Here is a 25,623-nt window from a genome sequence, read left to right on the forward strand (position 1 = left end):
CGTCACGCTTTTTGCAGCGAGGCCCCCATGTACGCATTCACTTCTCCGTTCGCCAATCCGGCGGGCTCGCCGATTCGAGAACTGTTCAAATACCTGTCCGAGCCGGGCATGATCTCGTTCGCGGGCGGGTATCCGGCAAGCGATCTGTTCGACGTCGACGGTCTCGCAGCCGCGCAGACCCGCGCCTTCACCCAACCCACACGCTGCCTCCAGTACGGCCCAACCGACGGGCTCGCCGAACTCAAGGCCCAGCTCATCTCGCTGATGACCTCGCGCGGCGCGCCGTGCGCTGCCGAAGAACTGCTGGTGACGACAGGGTCGCAGCAAGGGCTCGACCTGCTGTTGCGTGTGATGGTCGCGCCGGGCGATGTCGTTGTGACCGAGCAGCCGGCGTATCCGGCGACGTTGCAGGCGTTGCGACTGCAACAGGCCAAGATCGTCACGGTGCCCGTGGACGCCGACGGCCTGAACGTCGACCACCTGAGCGCACTGCTGCGCGAGGGCAAGATTGCCGTGCCGAAGCTGCTGTACACCGTGCCGACATTTGCCAATCCGACGGGGGCGACGCTCTCGCGCGAGCGGCGCATCGCCCTGCTGAAGCTGGCGGTGGAGTACCGTTTCGTGATCGTGGAAGACGATCCGTATGGCGACCTGCGATTCGCGGGCGAGGCGGTGCCGACGTTGTTGGGTCTGACGGCCGAGGTGCCGGGATCGCGCGATTGGGTGGTGCACTTCTCGAGCCTGTCGAAGGTCGTCGCGCCGGGGTTGCGGGTGGGCTGGACGGTTGCGCCGCCGGAGATTGCGCGTCGCTGCGTGGTTGCCAAGCAGACCGTCGATCTGTGCAGCGTGCCGTGGACGCAAGCCATCGCGGCCGAGTATCTGGCAGACGGCGCATTGACACGGCATCTGCCCAAGATCACCGAGGCTTATCGACGCAAATGCGACGCCATGTGCGGCGCGTTGCGCGACAAGCTGGGCGATGCCATCCAGTTCCACGCGCCGCAGGGCGGGATGTTCGTGTGGGCGCGTCTGGCAGCAGTGAAGACGAGCGACTTGCTGCCGCATGCGATTGCGCAGAAGGTGCTGTTCGTGCCGGGAACCGCGTTCTTCGCCGAGCACGCCGATGGGGCATCGCTGCGGTTGTCGTTCGCCGCACCTGCGGTCACGGCGATTGAGGACGGCGTTGCGCGATTGGCGCTCGCGATGGATGCGACGGGCAAGACGGCGGGGTAAAGACGCGCGCGTCCGGTCAACACCTGACGCTCAGGATGCCAATGCAACGACGAGGGCCTCGCTGGCCGCCCGAGAAGGGCGGGTCAGCGAGGCCCTTGGCGTTTACGCTCAGAGCTTCACGCAAACGTTGCGCAGTTCCGTATAGAACTCGAGCGAGTGCACGCCGCCTTCGCGGCCGATGCCCGATTGCTTTGCACCACCGAACGCCGTGCGCAGATCGCGCAGGAACCATGCGTTGATCCAGCAGACACCGACTTCAAGCGCCGCGCCCATGCGATGGGCACGGCTGACATCCGACGTCCAGACGGTCGCGGCAAGGCCGTAAGGCGTGGCGTTCGCCATCGCGATGACTTCCGCTTCCGTATCGAACGGCGCGATATGGCAGCACGGCCCGAAGATCTCCTCGCGGATGACCGAAGCCGTCTCCGGCAAACCGGTCCAGATGGTCGGCTGCACCCAGGCACCGTCTTTCATCGACGCAGGCATATCGGGCACGCCACCGCCCGTAACGACCGTCGCCCCCTCCTCGCGCGCCTTGGCGTAGTACGACAGCACCTTCTCGCGATGCACCTGCGAGACGAGCGGGCCGAAGTTCGTACCCTCGGCATACGGATCGCCCAGCTTCAGCGATTCGGCGCGCTCCTTGAGCGCCGCCACGAAGCGCTCGAAGATCGGCCGTTGCACGTACACGCGCTCCGTGCCCAGACACACCTGACCGCTGTTGTCGAAGCTCGAACGCGTAATGCCTGCCACCGCCTTGTCGAAATCCGCATCCGCAAACACGATGCCGGGATTCTTGCCGCCCAGCTCGAACGACACCGGACGCACACCGTTCGCAGCCGCCTTCATGATCGCTTCGCCGGTGCGCGTCTCGCCCGTGAACGTGATGCCGTTCACCCCCGGATGCTCGGTCAGGAACGCGCCCGCCGATGCCGGACCGAAGCCGTGCACCACGTTGTAGACGCCCGGCGGCACGCCGACTTCGTTCATCACCTCGCCAAGCAACGTGGCCGTGGCCGGAGTCTCTTCCGACGGCTTCACCACCACCGTGTTGCCGAACGCCAGCGCCGGGCCGACCTTCCACGTCATCAGTAGCAGCGGCAGGTTCCACGGGCACACCACGGCAATCACGCCACGCGGGGTGCGTACACCGTAGTTCAACGCGTTGCCGCCGTCGGGTGTCGTCATCGCGAACGACTCCGTGGGCACGTTCTTGATCATGTCCGCGAACACCTTGAAGTTCGCCGCGCCGCGCGGAATGTCCAGATGGCTCGCCAGACCATGCGGCTTGCCGGTATCCGCAATCTCTGCGGCAAGGAAGTCGTCGAAGCGGCGATTGATGCCGTCGGCCACGGCGTGCAGCAGCGCCACGCGTTGCGCGACCGTCATCGTGCCCCACGGGCCTTGCAGCGCGGCGCGTGCGGCGCGAACGGCAGCATCCACCTCGGTGCGCCCGGCCTCGTGCACGTGGCCGATCACGCTGTTGTCGACCGGATTGCGGTTCTCGAAGGTGCGGGGGCTCGACACCCACTCACCATTGATGAAGTTCTGGAAATCCTTCATGTCTCACTCTCGTTGTGTCGGTTGCTTCGGAACGGATCGCCCTGCCGGAACGCGCAAGGCGTCTCCTGGCACGCCCTCGATGCCGGGGGCGGCGGTATGCAGCACACGATAAATCCGCCGCCGGGTCCGCGTCAACATTTTCTCGAGAATTTTTATTTATCTCGATTTTTTGTCAATTTTGCGAAAATCACTGCGAAGCTGCTTATAATCTCGGCACCTTCACCCGAGCCACCGCGCGCATGCATAGCCCGACCCCGTCTTCCGCCCAGACTGCCGACACCACGCTGGCGCAAAGCGCGTACATGCGCCTGCGCAGCGACATTGTCGAGGGACGGCTCGCGCCGGGCGAGAAGCTGCGCGTCGAGCATTTGAAGGATCGTTACGAGGTTGGTGCGGGAACGCTGCGTGAAGCGCTGGCACTGTTGGTGGCCGACGCTCTCGTCGTCCAGCATGGTCACCGGGGATTTCGGGTCACGCCCATCTCGCTGGCCGACTTCATCGACATTACCGAGACGCGCGTGCAGTTGGAGACCGAAGCGTTACGTCAGTCCATTGCGTTGGGGGACGACACCTGGGAAGCCGATCTCACGAGCGCATTTCACCTGCTCTCGCTCGCCGAAGAACGGCTAGGGAACGGGCAGGGGCAGCGCGGCGACGGCAGCCAGTTCGCCCAATGGGAAGCGCGCAATCGCGCATTTCATGAAGTACTGATCCGGGCCTGCCCCTCGCGCTGGTTGCATCACTTTCTGGCGATTCTCTATCGTCAGTCCGAACGCTACCGGCGCTTGTCGATCACGCACCAGCCGGTGCCGCGCGACGTACACGAAGAACATCAGGCCATCTTCGACGCCTGCCTCGCCCGCGATGCCGACAAGGCGTCGGCACTGCTCGCGGCGCACATTCGCAAGACGCTCGAAGCCGTGCGCGAACTGCCCGACACTATCGTCAACGCCGGAACCGTACCGCTCACGCCGGTTCGGTGAGCGGCCGGCGCGACGATCAACGCGGCAAACTGTCGCGCACAATCTGCGCGAAGTAACGTGCGCCGAGCGGCAGAATCGCGTCGTTGAAGTCGTAGCCGGCGTTGTGCAACGGGATAGCACCGGGTTCGTCGCCGCTGCCGTTGCCGATGAACGCGAAGTTGCCCGGCACGTGCTGAAGAAAAACGCCGAAGTCCTCCGACGCCATCACTGGCGCTACCTCCGCATCGACCATCGCTTCACCGGCAACCGTCTGCGCTGCACGAACCGCGAGCGCCGTGTTGTCTGCCCGGTTCACCGTGGGCGCGAATTCATGCGTGTACTCGAATTCGCAATGCGCGCCGTGCATCGCGCACAGGCCCATGCAGATGTCTCGCATGCGCGTCTCGAGCAGTTGCTGAACGTCCCGTGTATAGCTGCGCGTGTCGCCCTTGATGACAACGTTCGTCGGAATGGCGTTGCGAATCCCGTCCGTGATGAATTCCGTGCACGACACGACCGCCGACAGACCCGGATCGACGTTACGCGACACCACCGTCTGAAGTGCCACTACGATTTGTGCGCCGATCACCAGAGGATCGATTCCCATGTGCGGACGCGCCGCATGCGCTCCCTTGCCGCGAATGCGGACGACGAAGTTGTCCTCGCTCGCCATGATGCTGCCGGAGCGTGTTGCAATGCGCCCCACTGGAATGCCCGGCATATTGTGAGCGCCATAAATCGCATCGATAGGGAAACGCTCCAGCAGCCCGTCGGCAATCATCGCCTTCGCGCCGCGCCCATGTTCCTCGGCGGGCTGGAAGATGAAGCGAACCGTGCCGTTGAAGTCGCGTGACTCGGCGAGCAACTTCGCCGCGCCAAGCACCATCGACATATGGCCGTCGTGCCCGCACGCATGCATCTTGCCCGGCACCTGCGATGCATGGTCGCGTCCCGGCGCTTGTTCGGCGATCATCAACGCGTCCATGTCGGCCCGAATGCCGATAGCGCCGCCGCCATCTCCGACACGCAGGTTCGCAACAAGCCCTGTGCCGCCGATGCCCCGATGCACGTCCAGTCCGAGGCTCTCCAGAATCGTCGCAACCGTTTGCGACGTGCCGACTTCCTCGAAGCCGGTCTCCGGTTGACGGTGGAACGCGTGCCGCCAGCCCGTCAGCGCCTTGGCGAAATAGATGTCCTGTGTCATGCAAAGCCCCCTGTCGGTTGTGTGTTCGATGCTCCCTCCTAACGGTTGAATTGCGCCGCTCCGACGAATGACTCGCGAACGCTGGGAGATATTTCGTCTCGCAGCAGATCAAGGTACGCGCGCATCGTCGCGATGCGTTGCTCACCGATGCGTTGGGCCTTCGGTGTCGTCAGGCCGGCGGTCAAACGAAGCAGTTTGGTTTCGAAATGGTCGAGCGCGAAGCGACGGTCGTCGAGGCCGCGGCTTGCCGCAAACGGATCGAGCGGATCGTATAGACGCGAGCCAGTGCGACCGGCTACATAGAACGTCCGCGCGATGCCGATGGCGCCGATCGCGTCGAGGCGATCCGCGTCACGCAGCACACAGGCCTCGCGCGATTGAGGCGCAACACCCGCCGAAAAGCTATGCGCCTCGATGACGTGCGCCGTGGCAGCGATCCGCTCGGCAGTCCATCCGAGCGTGCGCAGAATACCGCTCGCCCTCTCGGCCGAGAGCCGCGATGCCTGAGCACGGCGCGGGTCCGTCTTTTCGATCTGAACGCAATCGTGCAGCAGCGTCGCTATGGCCAGCATCTCCAGATCGACAAAAGACTCGTCGGCCGCGATCTCCGTCACAAGCCGCCACACACGAATCAAATGCGACCCGTCATGCGAACCGTCTTCACGAGCGTCGTTACCCTCGCGCTCATCCGCCTTTGCCGATGACGCGCCCAATGTGTCGAGCACGGCGGCCACGACCTCGCGATAGGGGGAGAAGGTTTGCGCCAGTTGCGTGGTCGATAAATTCATGACAATCAAATTTCCATTGTGCCTGTCTGGTCTTTGGCGATCGCCTCACCTCACTGCGGCAAAGGCGGCCGGCGCGATTTTACGAACGGACTTCCCGGATGCCTGCGGGCCTCATTCTGAACGAATAGACAGGATTCGTCAGAACGGGACCGCGGCTACCCTAGACGCAAGACTCGCAAGGAGCCTGGTATTCCATCCACGGTCGTGGTACTGGCGATGCTGATGATCCATCCGCCGGCAGTAGAATGTCGCAGCGTCATGGAGGCGGATTCCGACGCCCGAGACTCAACGCGGATTTAGCAGGAAATTCGCGAGGAATTGGACGGGCGATGGAGAAGGCGCTCGACAGCGCAAAGTTAACCGAATCGTGACCCCCACATTACATTTTTGAAAGGTTAGTACGCGAGCCTTGGGGGACGCCACACAACCGTCCGGGTAGCGCATACAATCCGGACAAACCGACAGGGGATCGACGACAATGCGTGTGCTCGTAATCGATGACGAACCGAAAACCGGTGCGTACGTCAAGAAGGGGCTGGAAGAGTCCGGCTTCGTCGTTGATGTCGCCAGCGACGGCGCCGAGGGCCTGATTCTCGCCAACGACGTGACGTACGACGTGATCGTGCTTGACGTCATGCTGCCTGCGATGGATGGCTGGTCAGTCCTCAAAACCCTGCGCAAAACCCACAGCACCCCGGTATTGTTCCTGACGGCTCGCGACGACATCACCGATCGGGTCAAGGGGCTGGAGTTGGGCGGCGACGATTATCTGGTGAAGCCGTTCGCCTTTGTCGAATTGCTCGCGCGCGTGCGGACGCTGGCACGTCGCGGCCCGCCTCGCGACAGCGACATCATTACGCTTGGCGACCTCGAGATCGACGTCACACGTCGGCGAGTACGTCGCGGTGCGACACGCATCGACCTCACACCGCGCGAGTTCTCCTTGCTGCAACTTCTCCTGCGTCGTCAGGGCGAAGTGCTCACCCGAACGCAAATCGCTTCCTACGTGTGGGACATGAACTTCGACAGCGATACGAACGTGGTGGAAGTTGCCATCCGACGCCTGCGTGCCAAGGTGGACGACGAATTCCCCGTCAAGATCATTCACACCGTGCGCGGCGTCGGCTATGTCGCCGAGATCAAAACGTCCAACTGATGGCTACTCGCCCGCTCTCCACAACACTGGCACTCTGCTTTGCAGGCACCACGCTGGCCGTGTTCGCCCTGGTGGGCACGACGCTCTACTTCACGCTGGGACGTGAGATCCGTCAGCAGGACGATCTCGACATCGTGCTGAATGCCCGCCACACGCGTCGCCTCGCCGAAGAACTGCGCAACGGCGACGACCTTCGTGACCATTCCGTACGCCTCAAGAGTCAGGTGCTCGGAAATCCATCGTTCGCAATGGAGATACTTGGGCAAGACGGCGTCAAGCTGGTCGAACACAATACGGACCGGGTCATCGATACGTCGTTTTCGTCGCGAGCAATCTCCTCAAGGCTTGGTGCGGCGCAACGCATCACCCAAGGCGACGTATTGGAGTGGCGCAGCCCGCAGGGTTTGCCGGTGCGCGGGCTGGCCACTGACGCCAGACTGGGTGACGGTTCGCTGGTCACGGTGGTGATTGCCCGGGACATGACAGACCGGTGGCGCGTGCTCGATCATTACCGGGAGCGGCTCTACGCGTACGGACTCTCCGGCATGCTGCTCTCGTTTCTGATCAGTTGGCTGTTGGTACGCGCAGCACTGCAACCTTTGCGCGACCTGGATTCGCAAGTGGAAGCGGTCACTGTCGACAAGCTCGATACGCAGATCAAAATCGAAGGCGCCTCGAGCGAGGTCGAGGTCGTTGCGACGTCTTTGAATTCGATGATACGGCGTCTGCATGACGGCTTCGAGCGCATGTCGCAATACACGGCTGATCTCGCCCACGACATGCGAACGCCTCTGGGCAATCTGCGCGGCGCCACGGAGGTCGCGCTGGCGCGACCGCGAAGTGTGCCCGAGTATGAGGCGCTGCTCGAATCAAATCTGGAGGAATGTGCCCGGCTCTCGCAGATGATCGAAAACGTCATTTTTCTTTCACGTGCGGAACATCCACAGTTCATGACGGCAATGGTGGAGTTCGATGTCGCCCACGCCCTCGCTCAAATCGCCGATTACTTCGAGGGGCTGTCCGACGAAGCCGGCGTCACCCTTCGCGTGACGGGCGAAGGTCGTGTCCGCGCAGACAAGGAGTTGTTCCGCCGCGCGGTGAGCAACCTGCTCGCGAACGCACTGCGCTACACGCCCCGTGGCGGCGAAATCACGCTGCATGTCGAATCCACCGCAACGTCGCTCGATGTCAGCGTGCGCAACCCGGGGCCTCAAATTGACGCTGCCCTGCTGGAACGGATTTTCGACCGGTTTTATCGTGCGGACGCTTCACGCCACAATACGCCCCAGGCCAGCGGGGCGGCCGGACTGGGGCTTGCGATCGTGCGCACCATCATGACCCTGCACGGTGGGACCGCGCGTGCCGAGAGCGATGCCGCCGGCACGCGATTCATCCTTTCCTTCGCACGTCACTGAGCAGCGATCGTCTCGCTGGCCGGCGAGGCATCGTCTTGCAGTGCCTTGCGGTCCCAGCCGCCGCCGAGCGCCTGAAGCAATCGGACGCTCGCGTCGAGTTGCCGCTGTCTGATCTGCTCAAGCGTGCGCTCGTTCTGCAGGGCGATGGATTGCGTTGCGACGACGTCGAGATAGCTCACGGCCCCCGCCTCGTAACGATGGTTCGCGAGCGTGAGCGCCAGTTCGGCACCGGCCGCCGCGCGTTGCTGACTTCGTGCCTGCTCAGCGAGCGAGTTGAGTTCGCTCAGATCGTCCTCTGTCTGTTGGAACGCCATGAGCACTGTCTGCCGGTAGCCAGCGACAGCTTCGTCGTACCGCGCACTGGCGCCTTTGAGGGTTGCGTCTCGCCGACCGCCATCGAACAGCACGCCCGCAACTTGTGCCCCAAGGGACCAGAAGAGACTCGGCGCAGACAACCAGGGGGCGAAGAATGTGCTTTCCAGCCCGGTCGACGCCGAGAGGACAAGCGACGGGAAATACGCAGCGCGCGCCTGTCCGATTTCAGCATTGGCGGCGGCCACGCGTCGCTCCGCAGCCGCAATGTCCGGACGGCGTTGAAGCAGGGCAGAAGGCACGCCGGCAGGGATCGACGGCAACACGACCGCGGTCGCGTCCTGGGGCAGCGAGAACGACGATGCCGGCGTGCCGATGAGTGTTGCGATGGCATGCTGAAGTTGCGCGCGCTGCGCCTCGATTTCCTGATTCGCCGTTCGTGCACTTTCGAGCTGCGTTCGCGCCTGGGAGAGCGCGGAGGCGTCGATAGCGCCATCGGCGAGCTGTTGCTCGACGATGCGCAGACCGGCCTCGTAGGTCGTCACCGTGCGCCCGAGAAGCTGTTGTTGGCGATCCAGCGAGCGCAAGTCAAGGTATGCAGAGGCGAGTTGGCTCGCGACCGACAGGCGCACCGACTCCAGATCGGCCTGACTCACCTGAACGTTGTCACGTGCGGCCGTGGTGGCGTTCCTCACCCGTCCGAACAGGTCCGGCTCCCAACTCACTCCCGCCCCGACCGAATAGTCAGGGATGGTCTTTCCAGCAAGCGCACGGTCCACGAGGCTCTGAGACGTTCGATAACGCTGTGCCCCCGCGCCGGCGGTGACGGTCGGCGCCAAGGCGCTCTGTTGATACCCGAGCGCGGCCCGTGCCGCTTCCAACCGCGCCACGGCCTGGCTCACCGTCTGATTGGAGACGGCGACGCGTGCCTCCAACCGATTCAACGTTTCGTCATTGAAGACGCTCCACCACGGCCCTCTGGACTTGCCGTCGGCGGGCGCGGCGGTGGCCCAGCCGGCGCCGAGATGGGGGGCGCTTGCGTAGTGGGCGGGTACGGCGACATCGGGGGCATGGTAGGCAGGAATTGTCGAGCAGGCGCTCAGCGCCGTTCCGACGCAAACGAGCGTACTGGTGCGTGCCAGGATGGCTTTCATATCGATCATGGCGAGCCTCACTTATAACTTGCCCGCAGTCGCGGCAGGCGTGGAGGTCACCGGTGCGGCCGGGCCGGGATTGACGTTCTTGCCGGTCATGCCGGCCTCACGGCTCTCGCCTGCATTGCTTGCGGCATACGTCGGGGCGATGCTCGACCGAACGCGCTGGCCGTCGGAGATGGCATCGCCGGGATTGGCGATCACGCGATCGCTTTGCGAGAGTCCCGTGGCAATTTCCACGTAGGTGCCGAAATCCCGGCCGATGCTGACGCGTCGAAGCGCCACCTTGTCGTGCGCATCCACGGTCGCGATGCTCACACCGTCAGGGCGAAACAGCAGCGCGCTCACGGGAAGTTCGAGTCCGGGCGCGCCGGATTTCAGCGTGAGGTGTACCTGCGTGTAAGCCCCCGGCAACAAGGCGCCGTCACGGTTATCGACATCGATCTCCACGCGCAACGTCCGGCTCACCGGATCGATCGCGTTGGCATCGCGGGCGATGGTCCCGGTGAAGCGCCGGCCGGGAAACTGTTCCGTCGCGATCCACGCCTGTGTGTCGGGCGTCATCCGATTGGCTTCGTCTTGCGGAACATCGACATATACGCGCAGACGGTCGGTCTGCTCGATGTGGAAGAGTTCGCCGGACATCGACGGTAGCCCTGGTGCTCCCCCCGCCGTGACCAGCGCGCCCACTTGCACGTTGCGTGCGCTCACCACGCCATCGAACGGTGCCGTCACACTCTGATATGCCACCAGTTCGGCCAGTCGGGACACGTTGGCCTGCGCCGCCTGCAATGCAGCCAGCTTGGCGGCGGCGTCGCTGGTCTTTGCATCGGCATCCTGCGGGGAAACCGACTGGGTTCGCAGCATGGTCTGCCATCGTTGTGCTGTGCTGCTGGCAAAGCGGTAATTGGCCAGTGCCGTGGCTTCGTCAGCGCGAGCCTGACGCAATTGCGCATCGAGTTCCGGGGTATCGAGTCGTGCCAGCACCTGAGTGGCCTTCACATGCGCGCCGATATCGGCGAACCACTGCTTGACATAGCCGCTGGTACGCGCGTAGATCGCCACGTCGGCCCACGGCATGACGGCGCCTGGCAGCAACAGCTCCTGCGTTGCCGGGGCCGGCGTCGGCGTAATCGTCGAGACGCTCAGTTCACGCTGCGCCTCCACTTGCGCGGCCTGTGCCTGTCTCGCCACAATGCGCGGCACAATGCCGGCACACAGCAACAACAGAGCCAAGGCACCGAGGCCAAGTCCCCACGAGCGCCGCGCGCGCGAGGAAATCTGCGCCGCACCGGGCGCGGCGTGAAGCCGCAACGGGGCGGACACCGGCTTTGCCGTGGGCTCGGGAGTTCCGACGCGGTCGTCGGGCGGTGTATGCATGCTCATTGGAAATCCTTGTTGACGTTGGAGAGCGTGGCGGCTTGCTCATCGTTCGGGCGTGTCGGGCGGCGTTTGGCGAGCCAGCCATGTACCGTTGCAAATACGACAGGAACGAACACGAGCGTCGATAACGTGCCGAGTGCGAGTCCACCGATGACGGCCCGCCCGAGCGGTGCGTTTTGCTCCCCGCCGTCACCGAGTCCGAGCGCCATGGGCAACATGCCGATCAGCATCGCGAGCGCGGTCATCACTACCGGGCGAAAGCGGTTGAAACCGGCATCGAGCGCTGCGTCAATGGGTGCCATGCCGCCCGCCAGCGACTCGCGTGCCGAATTGACGACAAGGATGCTGTTGGCCGTGGCGATGCCGATGCACAGGATCGTGCCGGTCAGTGCGGGTACGGACAGCGTGGTCTGCGTGACAAACAGCATCCATGCGATGCCGGCCATCGATGCGGGAATGCCGCAAATGATGATGAACGGGTCGACCCACGATTGAAAATTCACGACCATCAGCAGATACACCAGCACGATCGCAAAGACGATACCGAGCGCCAATCCGCTGAATGAGGCATTCATCGACTGCACCTGTCCCCGGATCGCGATCGACGATCCGGAGGGCAAATGGGCGCGGGCCGCATCGACCAGACGGGCAACGTCCGATGCCACGCCGCCGAGATCTCGACCTTGTGTAGACGCGAAGATGTCGAGTACGGGCTGCACGTTGTAGTGAGAGACGACAGCTTGTTGCTCGCTGCGCGCGAGTGTGCCCAAAGAACCGATCTGATTTTGCGGATCAACGGCGATCGAAGGCGTGCTCACCGGCACGTTGGCCAGCTTCTGCAGGGAGTCGATGTTGTACTGGGGCACCATGGTGGTGAGCGGGTAGCTCACACCGTTTTTGGGGTCGAGCCAGAAGTTCGGTGTGGTCTGGGAGCTGCCGGATAGCGCAATGAGCAAGTTCTGGGAGATATCGCGCTGCGTGAGTCCGGCCTGAATGGCCTTGGTGCGATCCACGTTCACGTTGATCGTGGGTTCGTCGCCGGGTTGCTGGATATGGGCGTCGACAAGCCCCCGAACGCTGCGCAACTGATCGAGAAGTTGATTAGCCACCGCCCGGTTCTGTGCCAGATGGTTGCCCACGATCTGGACGTCGATGGGGGCCGGCAGGCCGAAATTGAGGATCTGGCTTACGATGTCGGCCGGAAGGAACGAGAATGTGACCCCCGGGAATGATGCGTTAAGCACATCGCGCAGTTTCGCGACATATCCGGCGGTGGATGAGTGATTGGGCTTGAGGGTGACCAGAATATCGGCATCCTCCGGGCCGATCGGGTCCGACGAGTCGTAAGTAAGGTTGATGCCACTCACCGGCAGGCCGATGTTGTCGAGCACCAGGCTTACTTCTGCCGGAGGAATGACCGTCTTTATTTTCGTTTCCGCTTCGTCCGTGATGCGGGCGGTCTCTTCGATGCGCGTGCCGGTCGGCGCACGCAAATGCAGGCGTATTTCACCGGCATCCACAGACGGGAAGAAATCGCGCCCGACGAACGGTGTCAAAGCAAGGGAGCCGAGGCAAATGGCAAGCCAGACTGCCACGAAGCGCGATCGCTGGCCGACAGCCACCCGAAGCGCCGAAGCGTAGCGGCGACGCAAGGATTCGAAACCCGCCTCGAAGCGAGCCTGAAAGCGCGAGAATCGCGCGGACCATCCGCCGGCAGGCTGCGCATTTTCGGATTTGGCACGCAGCAAATACATCGCGAGCGTGGGAATCAGCGTGCGCGAGAACAGGTATGAGGCGCACATCGCAAATACGACAGCTTCAGCCATCGGCACGAACAGGTACCGTGCGACGCCGGAGAGCAGGAACATCGGCACGAACACGATGCAGATGGAGAGGGTCGAGACGAAGGTTGGCACCGCAATCTCGCCCGCGCCATTGAGAATCGCGTCGTGCAACGGCGCTCCGCGCTCCAGGTGATGTGTAATGTTCTCGATCGCGACGGTCGCATCGTCTACGAGTATGCCCACGGCCAGTGCCAGCCCGCCGAGCGTCATGATATTGATGGTCTGACCCAGCGCCGAGAGGGCAATGAGCGAGGTGAGCGCCGAGAGCGGAATCGTGATGGCGATAATGAGCGTGGCGCGCCAACTGCCGAGAAAAAGCAGGATCATCGCTGCGGTAAGGCATGCGGCAATGAGCGCCTCGCGCACGACGCCGGAAATCGCCGACTTGACGAATAGCGATTGGTCCGAGAGAGGTGTGATCTTGAGCGCGCTCGGCAGACCTGCCGTGATCTTCGGTAACAGATGCTTCACTTGATCGATGATCGTGAGGGTGGATGCGCTACCCGTCTTCTCCACAGTCAACAGTGCGCCGCGCTGACCGTCCGCCCGCACGATGTTGGTCTGTGGCGCGTAACCGTCGATCACATGCGCGACGTCGCGCACATACACGACCCCACCTTTCTCCGTCTTGATAGGCAAATCGTTGAGCGCGTCGACACTTTGTGTGCTTCCATTCATCCGGACGTTGTATTCCCGCGCACCGATCTTGGCCGTGCCTCCGGGCAGGATCAGGTTCTGCGCATTGACGGCGTTGACCACGTCAATCGGGGCAAGTCCCTTGGCCTGAAGCGCCCGGGTGTCGAGTTGCACCATGATCTGACGGACTTTGCCGCCATAGGGGAGCGGCACTGCGGCGCCCTGCACCGTGGCCAGTTGTGTCCGGATGAAGCTGTTGCCCAGGTCATACAAGGACTGCTCCGGCAGCGTCTTGCTTGAGAGCCCGAGTTGCAGCACCGGGACCGTCGAGGCGCTGTAGGTGATGATGTTCGGCGGCAGTGTGCCGGGCGGCATGACACGCAGGATGGATGCGGAGTTTGCCGCGGCTTCGGCAATCGCCCGATTGATGTCGGCGCCCGGATGGAAGAAGACCTTCACTACCGACACGCCATTGAGCGATTGGGATTCGATGTGATCGATGTCGTCGACATCGGTCGTTAATGCGCGCTCGTAGTTCGACGTAATCCGATGCGCCATGTCCTCGGCCGAAAAGCCGTTGTATGACCAGACGATACTGACGACAGGAATGTCGATGTTCGGAAAAATATCCGTCGGCGTGCGCATGATGGCAAGGGGGCCGAGGATAAAGATCAGCACGGCGAGCACGATGAACGTGTAGGGGCGTCTGAGCGCCAATCTGACGATCCACATGAAAATATCCGGAAATGAGGTGACCACGGCAGGGGGAGAACCCGCTGCGCCCGGACAGTGGAATTCCGGCGAACGCGGGCGTCCGAGATGCAGGCAAGTATGTGGATGGGCCGTTTACCTTGTGCTGACCGTTGCATTACGGATTTGTCATCTGTGCGGATAACAAAATCGTAATCGGGAGGTCACCTTCAGGTCAGCCGCGAAAGACCAGAATGCATTCAACCTTCGCGACATTGTCGAAGGCTGGCTGAACTGCCCCAGTTCCGGGAGCAGATGCCACTTATGCAAAGGTGAATATCATGAAAGCAATTGTCTCCGCCCTTCTCGTTTCCTGCGCCCTGGCCGCGCCGTTCTCCGCATTCGCCCAGTCGACCGGCAACAACGACGCGTCGCTCTCGCGTGCCCAGGTCCAGGCCGATCTCGTTCGTGTTGAACAGGCAGGCTACCAACCGTCCGGCTCGCAGGCCAACTACCCGGCCAACCTCGAACGGGCCGAGGCTATCGTTGCAAAACAGGACGGCAGTGCGAGCCTGATCAACACCTCCGGCACGGTCGCGATGACGGGGGTAAGCACAGGCAACCAGCCCGTAAGCCACGCCAGTCGCCAATCGGTTTATTTTGGCGATTGATTCTGGCGATTGCCCCGCCAACTCGCATGCCGAGGCAAATTTGGCGTATCCGAGAAAGTGCGAGGGCAGCCTGCCAAGCTCACCGAGCTTGCTCAGGTTGCTCTCCGCTCGAGATGACGCAGCAGGCGTTCCTAGGACGCTGCGAGCTCATTCACGGGCTTCGGCAAAGCTGCCCAATGGCTTTTTGAAGCCGGTCTTGCCATCGGCAGGGATACCTAGAGACAAGATTCGTGGCCGTGCGAGCTTAAGACGGCGACAACCGCGGCTAAATGCTCTTGAGCGCGTGGATGCGGATGAGGACGCAGTTGATGCCTTAGTCAGCGAACAAGAGTCCCCGGATTAGCATTGCGCTTCATAGCGAACGATCTTCGAATTGCCGACGCCCACGACTCCATTGGCGGGTCGCTCCAGAGGTGGCAAAAAAGCAAGGGGGTGATACCGGTACATTTGTCGGAGATCGCCGTCAGGATCAAATCTCGCTTGCCGAGATACAAAGGCAATCTTTTGGCGCAGATAGAGCTGTACCGCAGCGGCGCGATGACAAGCACGCCAAATACATCCGCACATATCGTAATCTCGTGGCGGCAACATTTGGCGCGGCCACAGCAACGCCGGACCTTATCAAACCCCGTCTGGCTTTCTCGAGACTCAGTATCTTGACGACTTTTGGATCATCTCCGTACTCGCTCGGAAATGGCTCCGTAAGCTCCCATGGACAAAACCGAGCAAGGTCTCCGACCTCTCCCGAAGTCAATAACCTCCCGCCGAGCCATTCGTCGTTCGATGTCGATACTTCGACTATCCAGGATAAGCAAGAGCACCGGCAAACGTTCTCCGGTGCTCATCAAGAGTGTCTTGACGCGGTAGCCATTGATCGTCGTTGACACTATTTTCTTGTCCGCAATAGTGAGCACCATGGGTAAACGTTGGAAAAACCGTCAACAAGAAAAAACCCGGCAAAGCACAAGGCTTGCCGGGTTTGGTTGACAACGCTGTGTCAGGTGCTTTCTAGAACGGAATATCGTCGTCCATGTCGTCGAAGCCGCCGCCCGACTGCTTGGCCGGGGCTTGCTGACGAGCGCCGCCGCCACCAGCACCACCGCCGCGCGAATAACCGCCACCACCGCCTGCGCCGCCACCCTCATCACCACCACCGCGCGAGTAGCCACCGCCACCACCGCCACCACCGCCGCCTTCACCGCCACGGCCACCCAGCATTTGCATCTGGTCAGCCACGATTTCCGTGCTGTAACGGTCCGTGCCGTCCTGCGCCTGGTACTTGCGCGTGCGGATGCGGCCTTCGATATACACCGACGAGCCCTTCTTCAGGTACTCGTTGACGATCTCGGCGAGACGGCCGAAGAACGACACGCGGTGCCATTCCGTCATCTCCTTGAACTCGCCGGATTGTTTGTCCTTGTAACGGTCGGTCGTCGCCAGACGAATGTTCGCGACCGCATCGCCGCTCGGCAAGTAGCGGACTTCGGGGTCGGCGCCAAGGTTACCGACCAGGATCACTTTGTTGACTGATGCCATAAAACTTTCTCCGGTATTGCTGAAATCCGATCAGGATTGACGAGGCGCTGGCGTCCTCATCGGTGCGGCGATTATAAGCCACACGAAAGCGCCGGCTGCGCATGTGAGGAATATTGCGTTTTGACCGTAGTGGGTCATAAGAAAACCCCCTAGTGCCCCGCCGCAGAACAACCCAAGTGCCTGTGTCGTATTGTAAACACCCACCGCCGCGCCCTTGCGATGCCCCGGCGCGAGCTTCGAGACCAGCGACGGCTGCGAGGCTTCCAGCACGTTGAAGCCCAGGAAGTACACGAACAGCACCGTCGTGATCACAGCCACCGTCGGCGGCAAGCCGCCCAGCGCCGCCTGCGCTATCGCCACCAGCGCAATCGCCGAGAGCAGCACGATCTTCATCTTCCCGCGCTTCTCGGCCGCAATGATCGCCGGCACCATCGCCACAAACGACAAGCCCATCACCGGCAGATAGATCTCCCAGTGCTGCGCCACCGGCAGCCCTGCGGCGACCAGCATGCGCGGCATTGCCACGAAAAGCGCCGTCTGCGTGGCGTGCAACACGAATACCCCGAAATTCAGACGCAGCAGTTCCGGGTTGTGCAGCACCTCGGAAAACGGCGCCGGGCCAGCCTTCGGATGCACGGGCGGTGTCGGCACGACCCACAACACCACGAAAATCGCCAGCACCGCCAGAACGCCGATGGCCGAGAACAGGCCACTCATGCCCAGCCAGTGATACAGGAACGGCGCGCACACGATCGCCACGGCGAACGACACGCCAATGCTGCCGCCAATCATCGCCATCGCCTTCGTGCGATTCTCGTCGCTCGTCAGGTCGGCCACGCAGGCCATGACCGCCGAAGAAATTGCCCCGGCGCCCTGAATCGCCCGGCCAACGATGATCCACGTCAGATCGTGCGCCAGCGCCGCCACAAGCGAGCCGATCGCGAACACGATCAGACCAAAGATGATGACCGGCTTGCGCCCCAGCCGGTCGGACGCCCAGCCGTAAGGGATATAGAGCAGCGACTGCGTGAGGCCGTAAATACCGATCGCCAGTCCGACGAGAAAGGTATTGCTGCCGCCCGGAATCGTCTGAGCGAACACCGAGAACACCGGCATGATCAGGAACAGGCCAAGCATGCGCAGCGCAAAAATGCCCGCGAGCGACGCACTCGCGCGCACTTCTAGCGGGGTCATGCGGCCACCGCGGCCGCGTGTCGTGGCAGGGGAAGCGGAAGTCACGGAATCAGTCGACATTACGTCCTGGGAGATGAAAAAAACGCGTGCTGCCTCGGGGTTTTCTGATGATTGCCGCCCGGCCCTGCGGCATGCCCGCCACCCGGCGGGCGCGTCGATGGCGGGTCTCGCCGACGCTCGGACGCCAGCCTCTGGAAATCGGGCGGTTCGTCCCCATCTGTACACTCGTGCCGGTGTGCCGCCCGAGACCGCCAGTCAGCAGGTTCAGCCCCGGCAATCAAACTTAGGTATATTAGCAGGTTTAGCCGCCCGGATTTCCCCCCCAGCGGCCCGTCCCGACCGCTCCCGCCGCCATTCGCGTCGACGCCGGCCAACGCCGTGCCGACTCGGTCCGACGTCCCGGGAAACTCGGACACTCTTGGGGGCCGGAACCCGCCCCGCGACAATTCGCCGCGCGGATTCCTCGGCGACGACCCGGAACCGTCAATGGAAACCATTCGTATTCGTGGGGCTCGTACCCACAACCTCAAGAACGTCAATCTCGACTTGCCGCGTCACCAGCTTGTGGTGATCACCGGCCTGTCCGGCTCCGGCAAATCGTCGCTCGCCTTCGACACGCTTTACGCGGAAGGTCAGCGGCGCTACGTCGAGAGTCTGTCGGCGTATGCTCGTCAGTTCCTGCAATTGATGGAGAAGCCTGACGTCGATCTGATCGAAGGTCTCTCGCCCGCGATCTCCATCGAACAGAAGGCCACGTCGCATAACCCGCGTTCGACGGTCGGCACGGTCACGGAAATTCACGATTACCTGCGTCTGCTCTACGCCCGAGTCGGCACACCTTACTGCCCCGACCACGGGCTGCCGCTCGAATCGCAAAGCGTCTCGCAAATGGTCGACGCGGCGCTTGCGCTGCCGGAAGACACCAAGCTCATGATCCTCGCGCCGATCGTCGTCGATCGCAAAGGGGAGCACGCCGATCTGTTCGAGTCGATGCAGGCCCAGGGTTTCGTGCGCTTTCGCATCCGCTCCGGGGGCGGCGCCGCCAATGAAGGCCGCGCGCGCGTGTACGACATCGACGCCCTGCCCAAGCTCAAGAAGACGGAGAAGCATTCGGTCGACGTGGTGATCGACCGCGTGAAGGTGCGTGCCGATCTGAAGCAGCGTCTGGCGGAATCGTTCGAAACGGCGCTGCGTCTGGCCGATGGCCGCGCCATTGCGCTGGAAATGGATACCGACAAGGAACACGTCTTCAGTTCGAAGTTCGCGTGCCCCGTGTGCTCGTATTCGTTGCAGGAACTCGAGCCGCGCCTGTTCTCGTTCAACAATCCGATGGGCGCCTGCCCGACCTGCGACGGTCTGGGCCAGATGACATTCTTCGATCCGAAGCGCGTCGTCGCCTTCCCGGCGCTCTCGCTCGCGTCCGGCGCGATCAAGGGTTGGGATCGTCGCAATCAGTTTTACTTCCAGATGCTGCAAAGCCTCGCGGCGTTCTACGACTTCGATGTCGATACCGCTTTCGAGGACCTGCCGGAAGACACGCAGAAGATCGTGCTCTACGGCTCCGGCGAGCAGAGCATTCCCTTCACCTACGTGAACGAGAAAGGCCGTACGTCGGTACGCGAGCATGCATTCGAGGGCATCATTCCGAATCTGGAGCGGCGTTATCGCGAAACCGATTCCGTCGCGGTGCGCGAAGAACTCGCCAAGTATCAGAACAATCGCGCCTGCCCCGATTGCGAGGGCAGCCGCCTGCGCCGCGAAGCCCGTTTCGTGAAGGTGGGCGAAGGTCCGCAAGCGCGCGCGATCTACGAGATCGGCAATCTGCCGCTGCGCGAAGCGCTCGGCTACTTCCACGAATTGGTGTTGCACGGCGCCAAGCGCGAAATCGCCGACAAGATCGTGAAGGAAATCGTCGCGCGTCTCACGTTCCTGAATAACGTCGGTCTCGACTATCTTTCGCTGGAGCGCAGCGCCGATACGCTCTCGGGCGGCGAAGCACAGCGTATCCGTCTGGCGTCGCAAATCGGCTCGGGTCTGACCGGCGTGATGTACGTGCTCGACGAGCCGTCCATCGGGCTGCATCAGCGCGACAACGATCGTCTGATCGGCACGCTCAAGCATCTGCGCGATCTCGGCAACTCGGTGATCGTGGTCGAGCACGACGAGGACATGATTCTCGCGAGCGACTACGTCGTCGACATGGGGCTCGGCGCGGGCATTCACGGCGGGACGGTGATTGCCCAGGGCAGCCCCGAGCAGATCGAGCAAGCGCCGGAGTCGCTGACCGGGCAGTACCTGTCGGGGGCGCGGCGCATCGAAGTGCCGACGCAGCGCCACGCGCCGCGCGAGGAACGTCTGCGGATTTTCGACGCGACGGGCAACAACCTCAAGAACGTCAATCTGGATCTGCCGGTCGGCTTGCTGACCTGCGTGACGGGCGTGTCCGGCTCGGGCAAGTCGACGCTGATCAACGACACGCTGTATCACGCCATCGCACGCCACCTCTATGGGTCGTCGGCCGAGCCCGCACCGTATGACCAGATCGAAGGGCTGGAACACTTCGACAAGGTCATCAACGTCGACCAGTCTCCCATCGGACGCACGCCGCGCTCGAATCCGGCCACTTACACGGGCGTGTTCACGCCGATTCGCGAACTCTTCGCCGGCGTGCCCGCAGCCAAGGAACGTGGCTACGACCCGGGCCGCTTCTCGTTCAACGTGAAGGGCGGACGCTGCGAAGCCTGTCAGGGAGACGGCGTCATCAAGGTTGAAATGCACTTTCTGCCGGACGTATACGTGCCTTGCGACGTCTGTCACGGCAAGCGCTACAACCGCGAAACGCTCGAAGTGCAGTACAAGGGCCGCAATATCTCGGAAGTGCTCGACATGACGGTCGAGCAGGCGCATGAGTTCTTCAAGCCTGTTCCTGTGGTGGCGCGCAAGCTCAAGACGCTGCTCGACGTGGGCCTGGGCTACATCCGCCTCGGCCAGTCGGCCACCACACTCTCGGGCGGCGAAGCGCAGCGGGTAAAACTCTCGCTCGAACTGTCCAAGCGCGACACCGGCCGAACGCTGTACATCCTTGATGAGCCGACAACCGGGCTGCACTTTCACGATATCGAGCTGCTGCTGACGGTGATTCACAGGCTGCGCGATCAGGGCAATACTGTCGTCATCATCGAGCACAATCTGGACGTGATCAAAACAGCGGATTGGGTGATCGATCTCGGGCCGGAAGGCGGCGCGGGCGGCGGACAGATCATTGCACAGGGTACGCCCGAGCAAGTGGCGGCGAACAAGGCCAGCTTCACCGGCAAGTACCTCGCCCCGCTGCTCAAGCACGAGAAGTAAGACGCACTGCCCAAGCCGTCACGGCATCGTTTTTTTTGAAGGACGTCATTGCATGGAACCGCGCTCTGGCTGGAATCCGGATCGGAATTTCTGGATCGAACTGGCGAGTTATGTCTTCGCCGCCGTGGCCCTCTGGCTGATTCTGAGCATCCACCTGCTTTCGGTGGTGCTCTCGGGAATGGTCGTCTATCAACTCGTGCATGTGCTCGGGCCACGCTTGCAACTGCGGATCTCCAGCGAGCGCGCTCGGCTGGTTGCGGTTGCGCTGCTGTCGGCGGTGATCGTCGCGCTGATGACGGCACTCATTTTCGGCATCATCACGTTCTTCCGCAGCGATGCGGGTCACTTGCAGCACATCAACGCAAGGATGATGGAAGTCGTCGAGCAAGCGCGTGCGCAATTGCCGGCATGGATCACGGCACGGCTGCCGGCCGACATTGACGACATTCACCAGTCGATCACCGGCTACCTGAAAGACCACACGCAAGAGATGTCGCTGGTCGGCAAGGAAGCGCTCAACGCGATGGTGCACATCGTGGTGGGGCTTGTGCTCGGTGCCCTCGTGGCGCTCTCCACCATTCGGCCCGTGCACAGCATGCGGCCGCTCGCGGCCGCGCTCACGCGCCGTGTCACGCTGTTTGGCGATGCCTTTCGCCGCATCGTGTTCGCGCAGGTGAAGATTTCGGCGATCAATACCGTCTTTACCGCGATCTTTCTGATCGGCGTGCTGCCGCTGTTCGACGTTCACCTTCCGCTACGCAAGACGATGATCGTGGTGACGTTCGTCGTCGGGCTGCTGCCGGTCGTGGGCAATCTGATCTCGAACACGTTCATCGTGGTGCTGGGTCTGTCGGTGTCGCTGTCTGTGGCCATCACGGCGCTGGTCTTCCTGATCGTGATTCACAAGCTCGAATACTTCCTCAACGCCCGTATCGTTGGCACGCAGATCCAGTCCCGCGCCTGGGAACTGCTGCTGGCCATGATCGCGATGGAAGCGGCATTCGGGCTGCCAGGGCTTGTCGCCGCACCGATCTATTACGGATACATCAAGAGCGAACTGGCAGAAAAAGAACTCGTCTGAGCGCACCCCGGTCGCCCGCTGTCCGCTGCCTCCCCCTTGGCAGACGGGCACCGGGCGATGTTTTTGGCCGAAATTTGACATTTCGTCATTGATCGACATAATGTCAACTCATGAAATCTACCAAATCTCCCGCCACGGGCAAGCTCGACGAGAACACGCTGTTGTTGCGCGAAGGGCGCAAGATCGTCGAGGCGCTCGGCCAGACGTTCGCGCCGCTGGTCGAAGTGGTGCTGCACGACCTGACCGATCCCGACCACTCCATCGTGGCAATCTCCAACAATTTGTCGGGGCGTGGGCCGGGTGACGCCGCCACGGAGATGGGGCTTGCGCGCATCGCCGATCCGGCGTTTCCCGAGGTCATCGCCAACTATGCGAACCGGTTTCCGGACGGACGACCGGTCAAGAGCACATCCATCGGGCTGAAGAACAGCAGCGGCGAGTACGTCGCGGCCATCTGCCTGAACATGGACATCTCGATGCTCACCGCAGCGGCGGCCAGCATGCAGCAATTGGTGAACGTACCGAATCGCGCCCCGGCGCCGGTTCGCGAGACGCTGTCCAACCGGCGGCTCGACGACATCTCCCCGCTCATCACCGACTTTGCCGCGCAGCGCAACACGACCCCGCAGGGCCTGACGCTCGCGCAACGCCGCGAGGCCATCCGTCTCATCGAAGGCCGCGGCCTGCTCGACCTGCGTCACGCTCACGCCGAAGTCGCGCGTGCGTTGGGTATCGCTCGCTCAACCGTCTACACCTACCTCTCCGACCCGAAAGACGCATCATGACCGTTCCTCCTCTCGCAATTACGTATGGCGACGTCGTCGCCGCCCACGACCGGATTCGCGAAGCCGCACATCGCACGCCGGTGCTCACGTCGCGCACCGCCGACGCCATGACCGGCGCCAGCCTGTTCTTCAAGGCAGAGAATTTCCAGCGCATGGGCGCCTTCAAGTTTCGTGGCGCGTTCAACGCGATCTCGCAGTTCACGGCCGAACAAAAGCGTGGCGGGGTGCTGGCATTCTCGTCGGGCAACCATGCGCAGGCGATTGCCCTCTCGGCGCGCGAGCTGGGCGTGCCCGCAGTGATCCTGATGCCGCAGGATGCCCCGCAGATGAAGATCGACGCGACACGTGGCTATGGCGCGGAGGTCATTCTTTTCGATCGCTACAAGGAAGATCGCGAAGCGCTTTCCAGGCAACTGGCGCAGGAGCGCGGCATGACGTTGATTCCGCCGTACGATCATCCGCATGTCATGGCGGGACAAGGCACGGCGACCAAGGAGTTGATCGAGGATGTGGGCGAGCTGGACACCCTCGTGGTGTGCCTCGGCGGCGGCGGACTGCTCTCGGGCAGTGCCGTTGCAGCGCGCGCGCTGAATCCCGAGATCGAGATTTTTGGTGTCGAGCCGGAAGCGGCCAACGATGCTCAGCAGAGTTTTCGAACGGGCAAGATCGTGCACATCGAGACGCCGCGCACGATTGCAGACGGCGCGCAAACCCAGCATCTGGGTGAACTCACGTTCCCGGTGATTCGCTCGCTCGTGGACGACATCCTGACCGTCACCGACGACGAACTGGTGCAAACGATGAAGTTCTTCGCCAGCCGCATGAAGATCGTGGTCGAACCGACGGGCTGTCTGGCTGCGGCGGCGGTCCTGCAAGGCAAGTTGGATGTACGAGGCAAGCGCGTGGGCGTCATCGTGTCGGGCGGCAACATCGATATGGAACGCTTCGCCAAACTCACGCTCGGAGAAGCCGTATGAGTGCACAGGAACGTGGTATCGAAGCGGTCAACGTACCGGCGCTGCAACCGCCGCGCGGTCACTATTCGCATGGCGTGTGCGCGGGCGGTTTCGTGTTCGTGTCCGGCCAGTTGCCGGTCACGCCGGACGGCGAACGCCTCGTCGGCGCGCCGTTCGCGGTGCAGGCGAAGCAGGCACTGGATAACGTTGCCGCGATTCTTACCGCTTGCGGCACGCGCATCGACCGGCTGGTGCAGGTGCGCGTGTACATCACGAACGTCGACGATTGGGGGCCGTTCAACGAGGTCTACGCCGCCTGGGCGGGCGACGCGAAACCCGCTCGCGCCGTCGTGCCGGTGCCCGCGCTCAGCCACGGCGTCGCCGTGGAGATCGAGGCGACCGCGTTGGCTGGGTGACGAAAAAAAGGCGCATATCGCGGCGATTGGCGAGGCGGCTTCCCAAAAGATTACATGCGGAAGCCAAAGAATCCCCCCGCACATAGCCATTTACGAAAAACCCCGCTACGCTAGGGGCTTTTGAGAGACTGGCGTCTGCGCTTAGTCGCGGCACGATACAAAGTCGCGGTCGTCGACGTTGGTCAATTCTGATTGCCCATGACGACTCCTCCCATCTCCCAGCACGATTCTGCCGGCCCCACGCCCGCCCCGGACGTGTCGACATCGCCGGAAAGCGCCCAGACAACGCCGCGGCCGATGGCCGACGACGAACCCATGCAGTTGATCACGAGTTTCAACGACGTATTCGTTGTGGTGGCGTCGGCGCTGCTCGTGTTCGGCACGGTGTGGCTGACGAACACGCTGCCGCCATGGCTCATCGCCCTGATTTGTGCAGCACTGTTCTGGGGACTGTCGGAGGTCTTCGTGCGGCGCCGGCGCATGGCATTGCCTGCACTTTTCTATAGCTTCGGGTTCATTGCCGCGCTCGCCTGCGCCGGGTTTGCAGCAATCCCCTCGATGCATGGGTACAGCGGCGCTTCCGACGTACACATCGAAGCCAGAGGGCTCGCGTGGTACCTTCCGCAACTGCTCGCGAGCTACGCCGGCATCGCCATCGGCTCCGTAACTTTTTGGCGACGCTTTCGGGTGCCGGCCACCATCGCATTGGGGGTTGGCGGTGCGGTCTGCCTGACGTGGTTCCTCGTGCTCGTTGCCGGCCAGGACTATATCGGCCCGATGCGGGTGGCGAACATCGTCGCCGGTCTCGCCATCTTCGTCTGGGCACTGCGCTGGGATGCGCAAGACCCGCAGCGTAAGACCCTCCGCTCGGACGTCGCCTTCTGGCTACACCTGCTCGCCGCCTGTATGGTCACGCACCCGATCTTCTGGGCGCTCATGCCCGGCTATCCGATCGCGGTCATCGCCGTCTTTGTCCTGCTGACCGGCATATCGCTCGCCATCGATCGCCGCGCGCTGATGATGTCGTCGTTGCTGTATGTGATCAGTGCGATTCTGAGCGTTGTCGTGACTTCGGCAGCCACCCATGCACTGGCGGTGGTCGCCGTCGTTGTGGGGGGCGCGTTGTTGCTGTTGTCCGCACTCTGGCGTCCTGCACGCGCCGTCGTGCTGAAGTTGCTTCCTGCTGGCTGGCGTGCGCGTTTGCCTCAGTAGTTCCCAGGCAAACGCACTCAGTCCCCACGCTGGGGAGGGCCACGCCCTCCCCGGTCGATGAATCGGCGCACTGCGGCGCAC

19 protein-coding genes are annotated in these 25,623 nt (G+C 62.6%); 11 read left to right on the forward strand and 8 right to left on the reverse strand.

From position 1 onward, the window contains the following. Positions 1–27 precede the first annotated feature (27 nt). Positions 28–1,233, forward strand: coding sequence for a PLP-dependent aminotransferase family protein (locus tag C266_RS18370; RefSeq protein WP_010804862.1), 1,206 nt, complete (start codon positions 28–30; stop codon positions 1,231–1,233). 108 nt (positions 1,234–1,341) lie between these two features. Here C266_RS18370 and C266_RS18375 read toward each other — a convergent pair whose 3' ends face one another. Continuing rightward, entirely contained in the window at positions 1,342–2,796 is a 1,455-nt protein-coding gene (locus C266_RS18375; RefSeq protein ID WP_010804861.1) for a 2-hydroxymuconic semialdehyde dehydrogenase, read from the reverse strand. Between the two features lie 239 nt (positions 2,797–3,035). Between C266_RS18375 and C266_RS18380 the strand changes: the two genes are divergently transcribed. Beyond that, complete coding sequence (locus C266_RS18380) at positions 3,036–3,779, forward strand: GntR family transcriptional regulator (RefSeq protein WP_010804860.1); 744 nt, start codon at positions 3,036–3,038, stop codon at positions 3,777–3,779. A 16-nt stretch (positions 3,780–3,795) separates the two neighbouring features. Here the strand turns inward: C266_RS18380 and C266_RS18385 are convergent, their stop codons facing one another. Further along, a complete protein-coding gene (locus C266_RS18385; protein WP_010804859.1) occupies positions 3,796–4,962 on the reverse strand; it encodes a M20 aminoacylase family protein in 1,167 nt (388 codons plus the stop codon). Between the two features lie 38 nt (positions 4,963–5,000). Further along, entirely contained in the window at positions 5,001–5,750 is a 750-nt protein-coding gene (locus C266_RS18390) for an HD domain-containing protein (RefSeq protein ID WP_010804858.1), read from the reverse strand. 478 nt (positions 5,751–6,228) lie between these two features. Between C266_RS18390 and C266_RS18395 the strand changes: the two genes are divergently transcribed. Continuing rightward, a complete protein-coding gene (locus tag C266_RS18395) occupies positions 6,229–6,906 on the forward strand; it encodes a heavy metal response regulator transcription factor (protein WP_010804857.1) in 678 nt (225 codons plus the stop codon). Then, positions 6,906–8,321 (forward strand): heavy metal sensor histidine kinase, encoded by a 1,416-nt coding sequence (locus C266_RS18400; RefSeq protein ID WP_010804856.1) that lies wholly within the window; start codon positions 6,906–6,908, stop codon positions 8,319–8,321. Before C266_RS18395 ends, C266_RS18400 begins: the two co-directional genes overlap by 1 nt. Here the strand turns inward: C266_RS18400 and C266_RS18405 are convergent. The 3 genes from C266_RS18405 to C266_RS18415 are packed head-to-tail and all read right to left on the reverse strand — an operon-like array spanning position 8,315 to position 14,382. Further along, a complete protein-coding gene (locus C266_RS18405) occupies positions 8,315–9,796 on the reverse strand; it encodes an efflux transporter outer membrane subunit (protein WP_010804855.1) in 1,482 nt (493 codons plus the stop codon). The genes C266_RS18400 and C266_RS18405 overlap by 7 nt on opposite strands. A 12-nt stretch (positions 9,797–9,808) precedes the next feature. Next, on the reverse strand, positions 9,809–11,173 hold the full coding sequence (locus C266_RS18410; protein WP_010804854.1) for an efflux RND transporter periplasmic adaptor subunit: 1,365 nt from the start codon (positions 11,171–11,173) through the stop codon (positions 9,809–9,811). Beyond that, complete coding sequence (locus C266_RS18415; protein WP_010804853.1) at positions 11,170–14,382, reverse strand: efflux RND transporter permease subunit; 3,213 nt, start codon at positions 14,380–14,382, stop codon at positions 11,170–11,172. Before C266_RS18415 ends, C266_RS18410 begins: the two co-directional genes overlap by 4 nt. Before the next feature lie 299 nt (positions 14,383–14,681). Here C266_RS18415 and C266_RS18420 point away from each other — a divergent pair, with 299 nt between their 5' ends. Beyond that, positions 14,682–15,011, forward strand: coding sequence for a DUF4148 domain-containing protein (locus C266_RS18420; RefSeq protein WP_010804852.1), 330 nt, complete (start codon positions 14,682–14,684; stop codon positions 15,009–15,011). Between the two features lie 1,008 nt (positions 15,012–16,019). On the opposite strand, the gene C266_RS18425 is transcribed toward C266_RS18420, so the two are convergent. After that, positions 16,020–16,547: a single-stranded DNA-binding protein gene (locus C266_RS18425; RefSeq protein ID WP_010804851.1), complete on the reverse strand. Its 528-nt coding sequence runs from the start codon at positions 16,545–16,547 to the stop codon at positions 16,020–16,022. Between the two features lie 30 nt (positions 16,548–16,577). Next, positions 16,578–17,801, reverse strand: a complete 1,224-nt coding sequence (locus tag C266_RS18430) for an MFS transporter (protein WP_036663450.1) — start codon at positions 17,799–17,801, stop codon at positions 16,578–16,580. 426 nt (positions 17,802–18,227) lie between these two features. On the opposite strand from C266_RS18430, the gene uvrA reads away from it, so the two are divergent. The 6 genes from uvrA (at position 18,228) to C266_RS18460 (ending at position 25,542) form a co-directional block, all read left to right on the forward strand. Further along, positions 18,228–21,092: an excinuclease ABC subunit UvrA gene (uvrA, locus tag C266_RS18435; RefSeq protein WP_010804849.1), complete on the forward strand. Its 2,865-nt coding sequence runs from the start codon at positions 18,228–18,230 to the stop codon at positions 21,090–21,092. A 52-nt stretch (positions 21,093–21,144) separates the two neighbouring features. After that, entirely contained in the window at positions 21,145–22,173 is a 1,029-nt protein-coding gene (locus C266_RS18440; protein ID WP_010804848.1) for an AI-2E family transporter, read from the forward strand. A gap of 110 nt (positions 22,174–22,283) precedes the next feature. After that, positions 22,284–22,958 carry a transcriptional regulator gene (locus tag C266_RS18445; RefSeq protein ID WP_010804847.1) on the forward strand — a complete coding sequence of 225 codons (675 nt, stop codon included), beginning with the start codon at positions 22,284–22,286 and terminating at the stop codon, positions 22,956–22,958. Beyond that, positions 22,955–23,935 carry a threo-3-hydroxy-L-aspartate ammonia-lyase gene (locus C266_RS18450; protein WP_010804846.1) on the forward strand — a complete coding sequence of 327 codons (981 nt, stop codon included), beginning with the start codon at positions 22,955–22,957 and terminating at the stop codon, positions 23,933–23,935. The genes C266_RS18445 and C266_RS18450 overlap by 4 nt, the downstream gene beginning before the upstream one ends. Next, a complete protein-coding gene (locus C266_RS18455; RefSeq protein WP_010804845.1) occupies positions 23,932–24,330 on the forward strand; it encodes a RidA family protein in 399 nt (132 codons plus the stop codon). Before C266_RS18450 ends, C266_RS18455 begins: the two co-directional genes overlap by 4 nt. Positions 24,331–24,528: 198 nt before the next feature. Further along, positions 24,529–25,542, forward strand: a complete 1,014-nt coding sequence (locus tag C266_RS18460) for a hypothetical protein (RefSeq protein WP_144265864.1) — start codon at positions 24,529–24,531, stop codon at positions 25,540–25,542. Positions 25,543–25,623: the final 81 nt, after the last annotated feature.

The sequence above is a fragment of the Pandoraea sp. SD6-2 genome, assembly GCF_000389825.1.
Taxonomy (GTDB): Bacteria; Pseudomonadota; Gammaproteobacteria; order Burkholderiales; family Burkholderiaceae; genus Pandoraea; species Pandoraea communis.

Coding starts and splice junctions, on each gene's coding strand:
- C266_RS18375 (WP_010804861.1), bottom strand. CDS start 2,796: ATGAAGGATTTCCAGAACTTCATCAATGGTGAGTGGGTGTCGAGCCCC.
- C266_RS18430 (WP_036663450.1), bottom strand. CDS start 17,801: ATGTCGACTGATTCCGTGACTTCCGCTTCCCCTGCCACGACACGCGGC.
- C266_RS18445 (WP_010804847.1), top strand. CDS start 22,284: ATGAAATCTACCAAATCTCCCGCCACGGGCAAGCTCGACGAGAACACG.
- C266_RS18425 (WP_010804851.1), bottom strand. CDS start 16,547: ATGGCATCAGTCAACAAAGTGATCCTGGTCGGTAACCTTGGCGCCGAC.
- uvrA (WP_010804849.1), top strand. CDS start 18,228: ATGGAAACCATTCGTATTCGTGGGGCTCGTACCCACAACCTCAAGAAC.
- C266_RS18455 (WP_010804845.1), top strand. CDS start 23,932: ATGAGTGCACAGGAACGTGGTATCGAAGCGGTCAACGTACCGGCGCTG.
- C266_RS18380 (WP_010804860.1), top strand. CDS start 3,036: ATGCATAGCCCGACCCCGTCTTCCGCCCAGACTGCCGACACCACGCTG.
- C266_RS18410 (WP_010804854.1), bottom strand. CDS start 11,173: ATGAGCATGCATACACCGCCCGACGACCGCGTCGGAACTCCCGAGCCC.
- C266_RS18390 (WP_010804858.1), bottom strand. CDS start 5,750: ATGAATTTATCGACCACGCAACTGGCGCAAACCTTCTCCCCCTATCGC.
- C266_RS18460 (WP_144265864.1), top strand. CDS start 24,529: ATGACGACTCCTCCCATCTCCCAGCACGATTCTGCCGGCCCCACGCCC.
- C266_RS18370 (WP_010804862.1), top strand. CDS start 28: ATGTACGCATTCACTTCTCCGTTCGCCAATCCGGCGGGCTCGCCGATT.
- C266_RS18440 (WP_010804848.1), top strand. CDS start 21,145: ATGGAACCGCGCTCTGGCTGGAATCCGGATCGGAATTTCTGGATCGAA.
- C266_RS18450 (WP_010804846.1), top strand. CDS start 22,955: ATGACCGTTCCTCCTCTCGCAATTACGTATGGCGACGTCGTCGCCGCC.
- C266_RS18405 (WP_010804855.1), bottom strand. CDS start 9,796: ATGATCGATATGAAAGCCATCCTGGCACGCACCAGTACGCTCGTTTGC.
- C266_RS18385 (WP_010804859.1), bottom strand. CDS start 4,962: ATGACACAGGACATCTATTTCGCCAAGGCGCTGACGGGCTGGCGGCAC.
- C266_RS18415 (WP_010804853.1), bottom strand. CDS start 14,382: ATGTGGATCGTCAGATTGGCGCTCAGACGCCCCTACACGTTCATCGTG.
- C266_RS18395 (WP_010804857.1), top strand. CDS start 6,229: ATGCGTGTGCTCGTAATCGATGACGAACCGAAAACCGGTGCGTACGTC.
- C266_RS18420 (WP_010804852.1), top strand. CDS start 14,682: ATGAAAGCAATTGTCTCCGCCCTTCTCGTTTCCTGCGCCCTGGCCGCG.
- C266_RS18400 (WP_010804856.1), top strand. CDS start 6,906: ATGGCTACTCGCCCGCTCTCCACAACACTGGCACTCTGCTTTGCAGGC.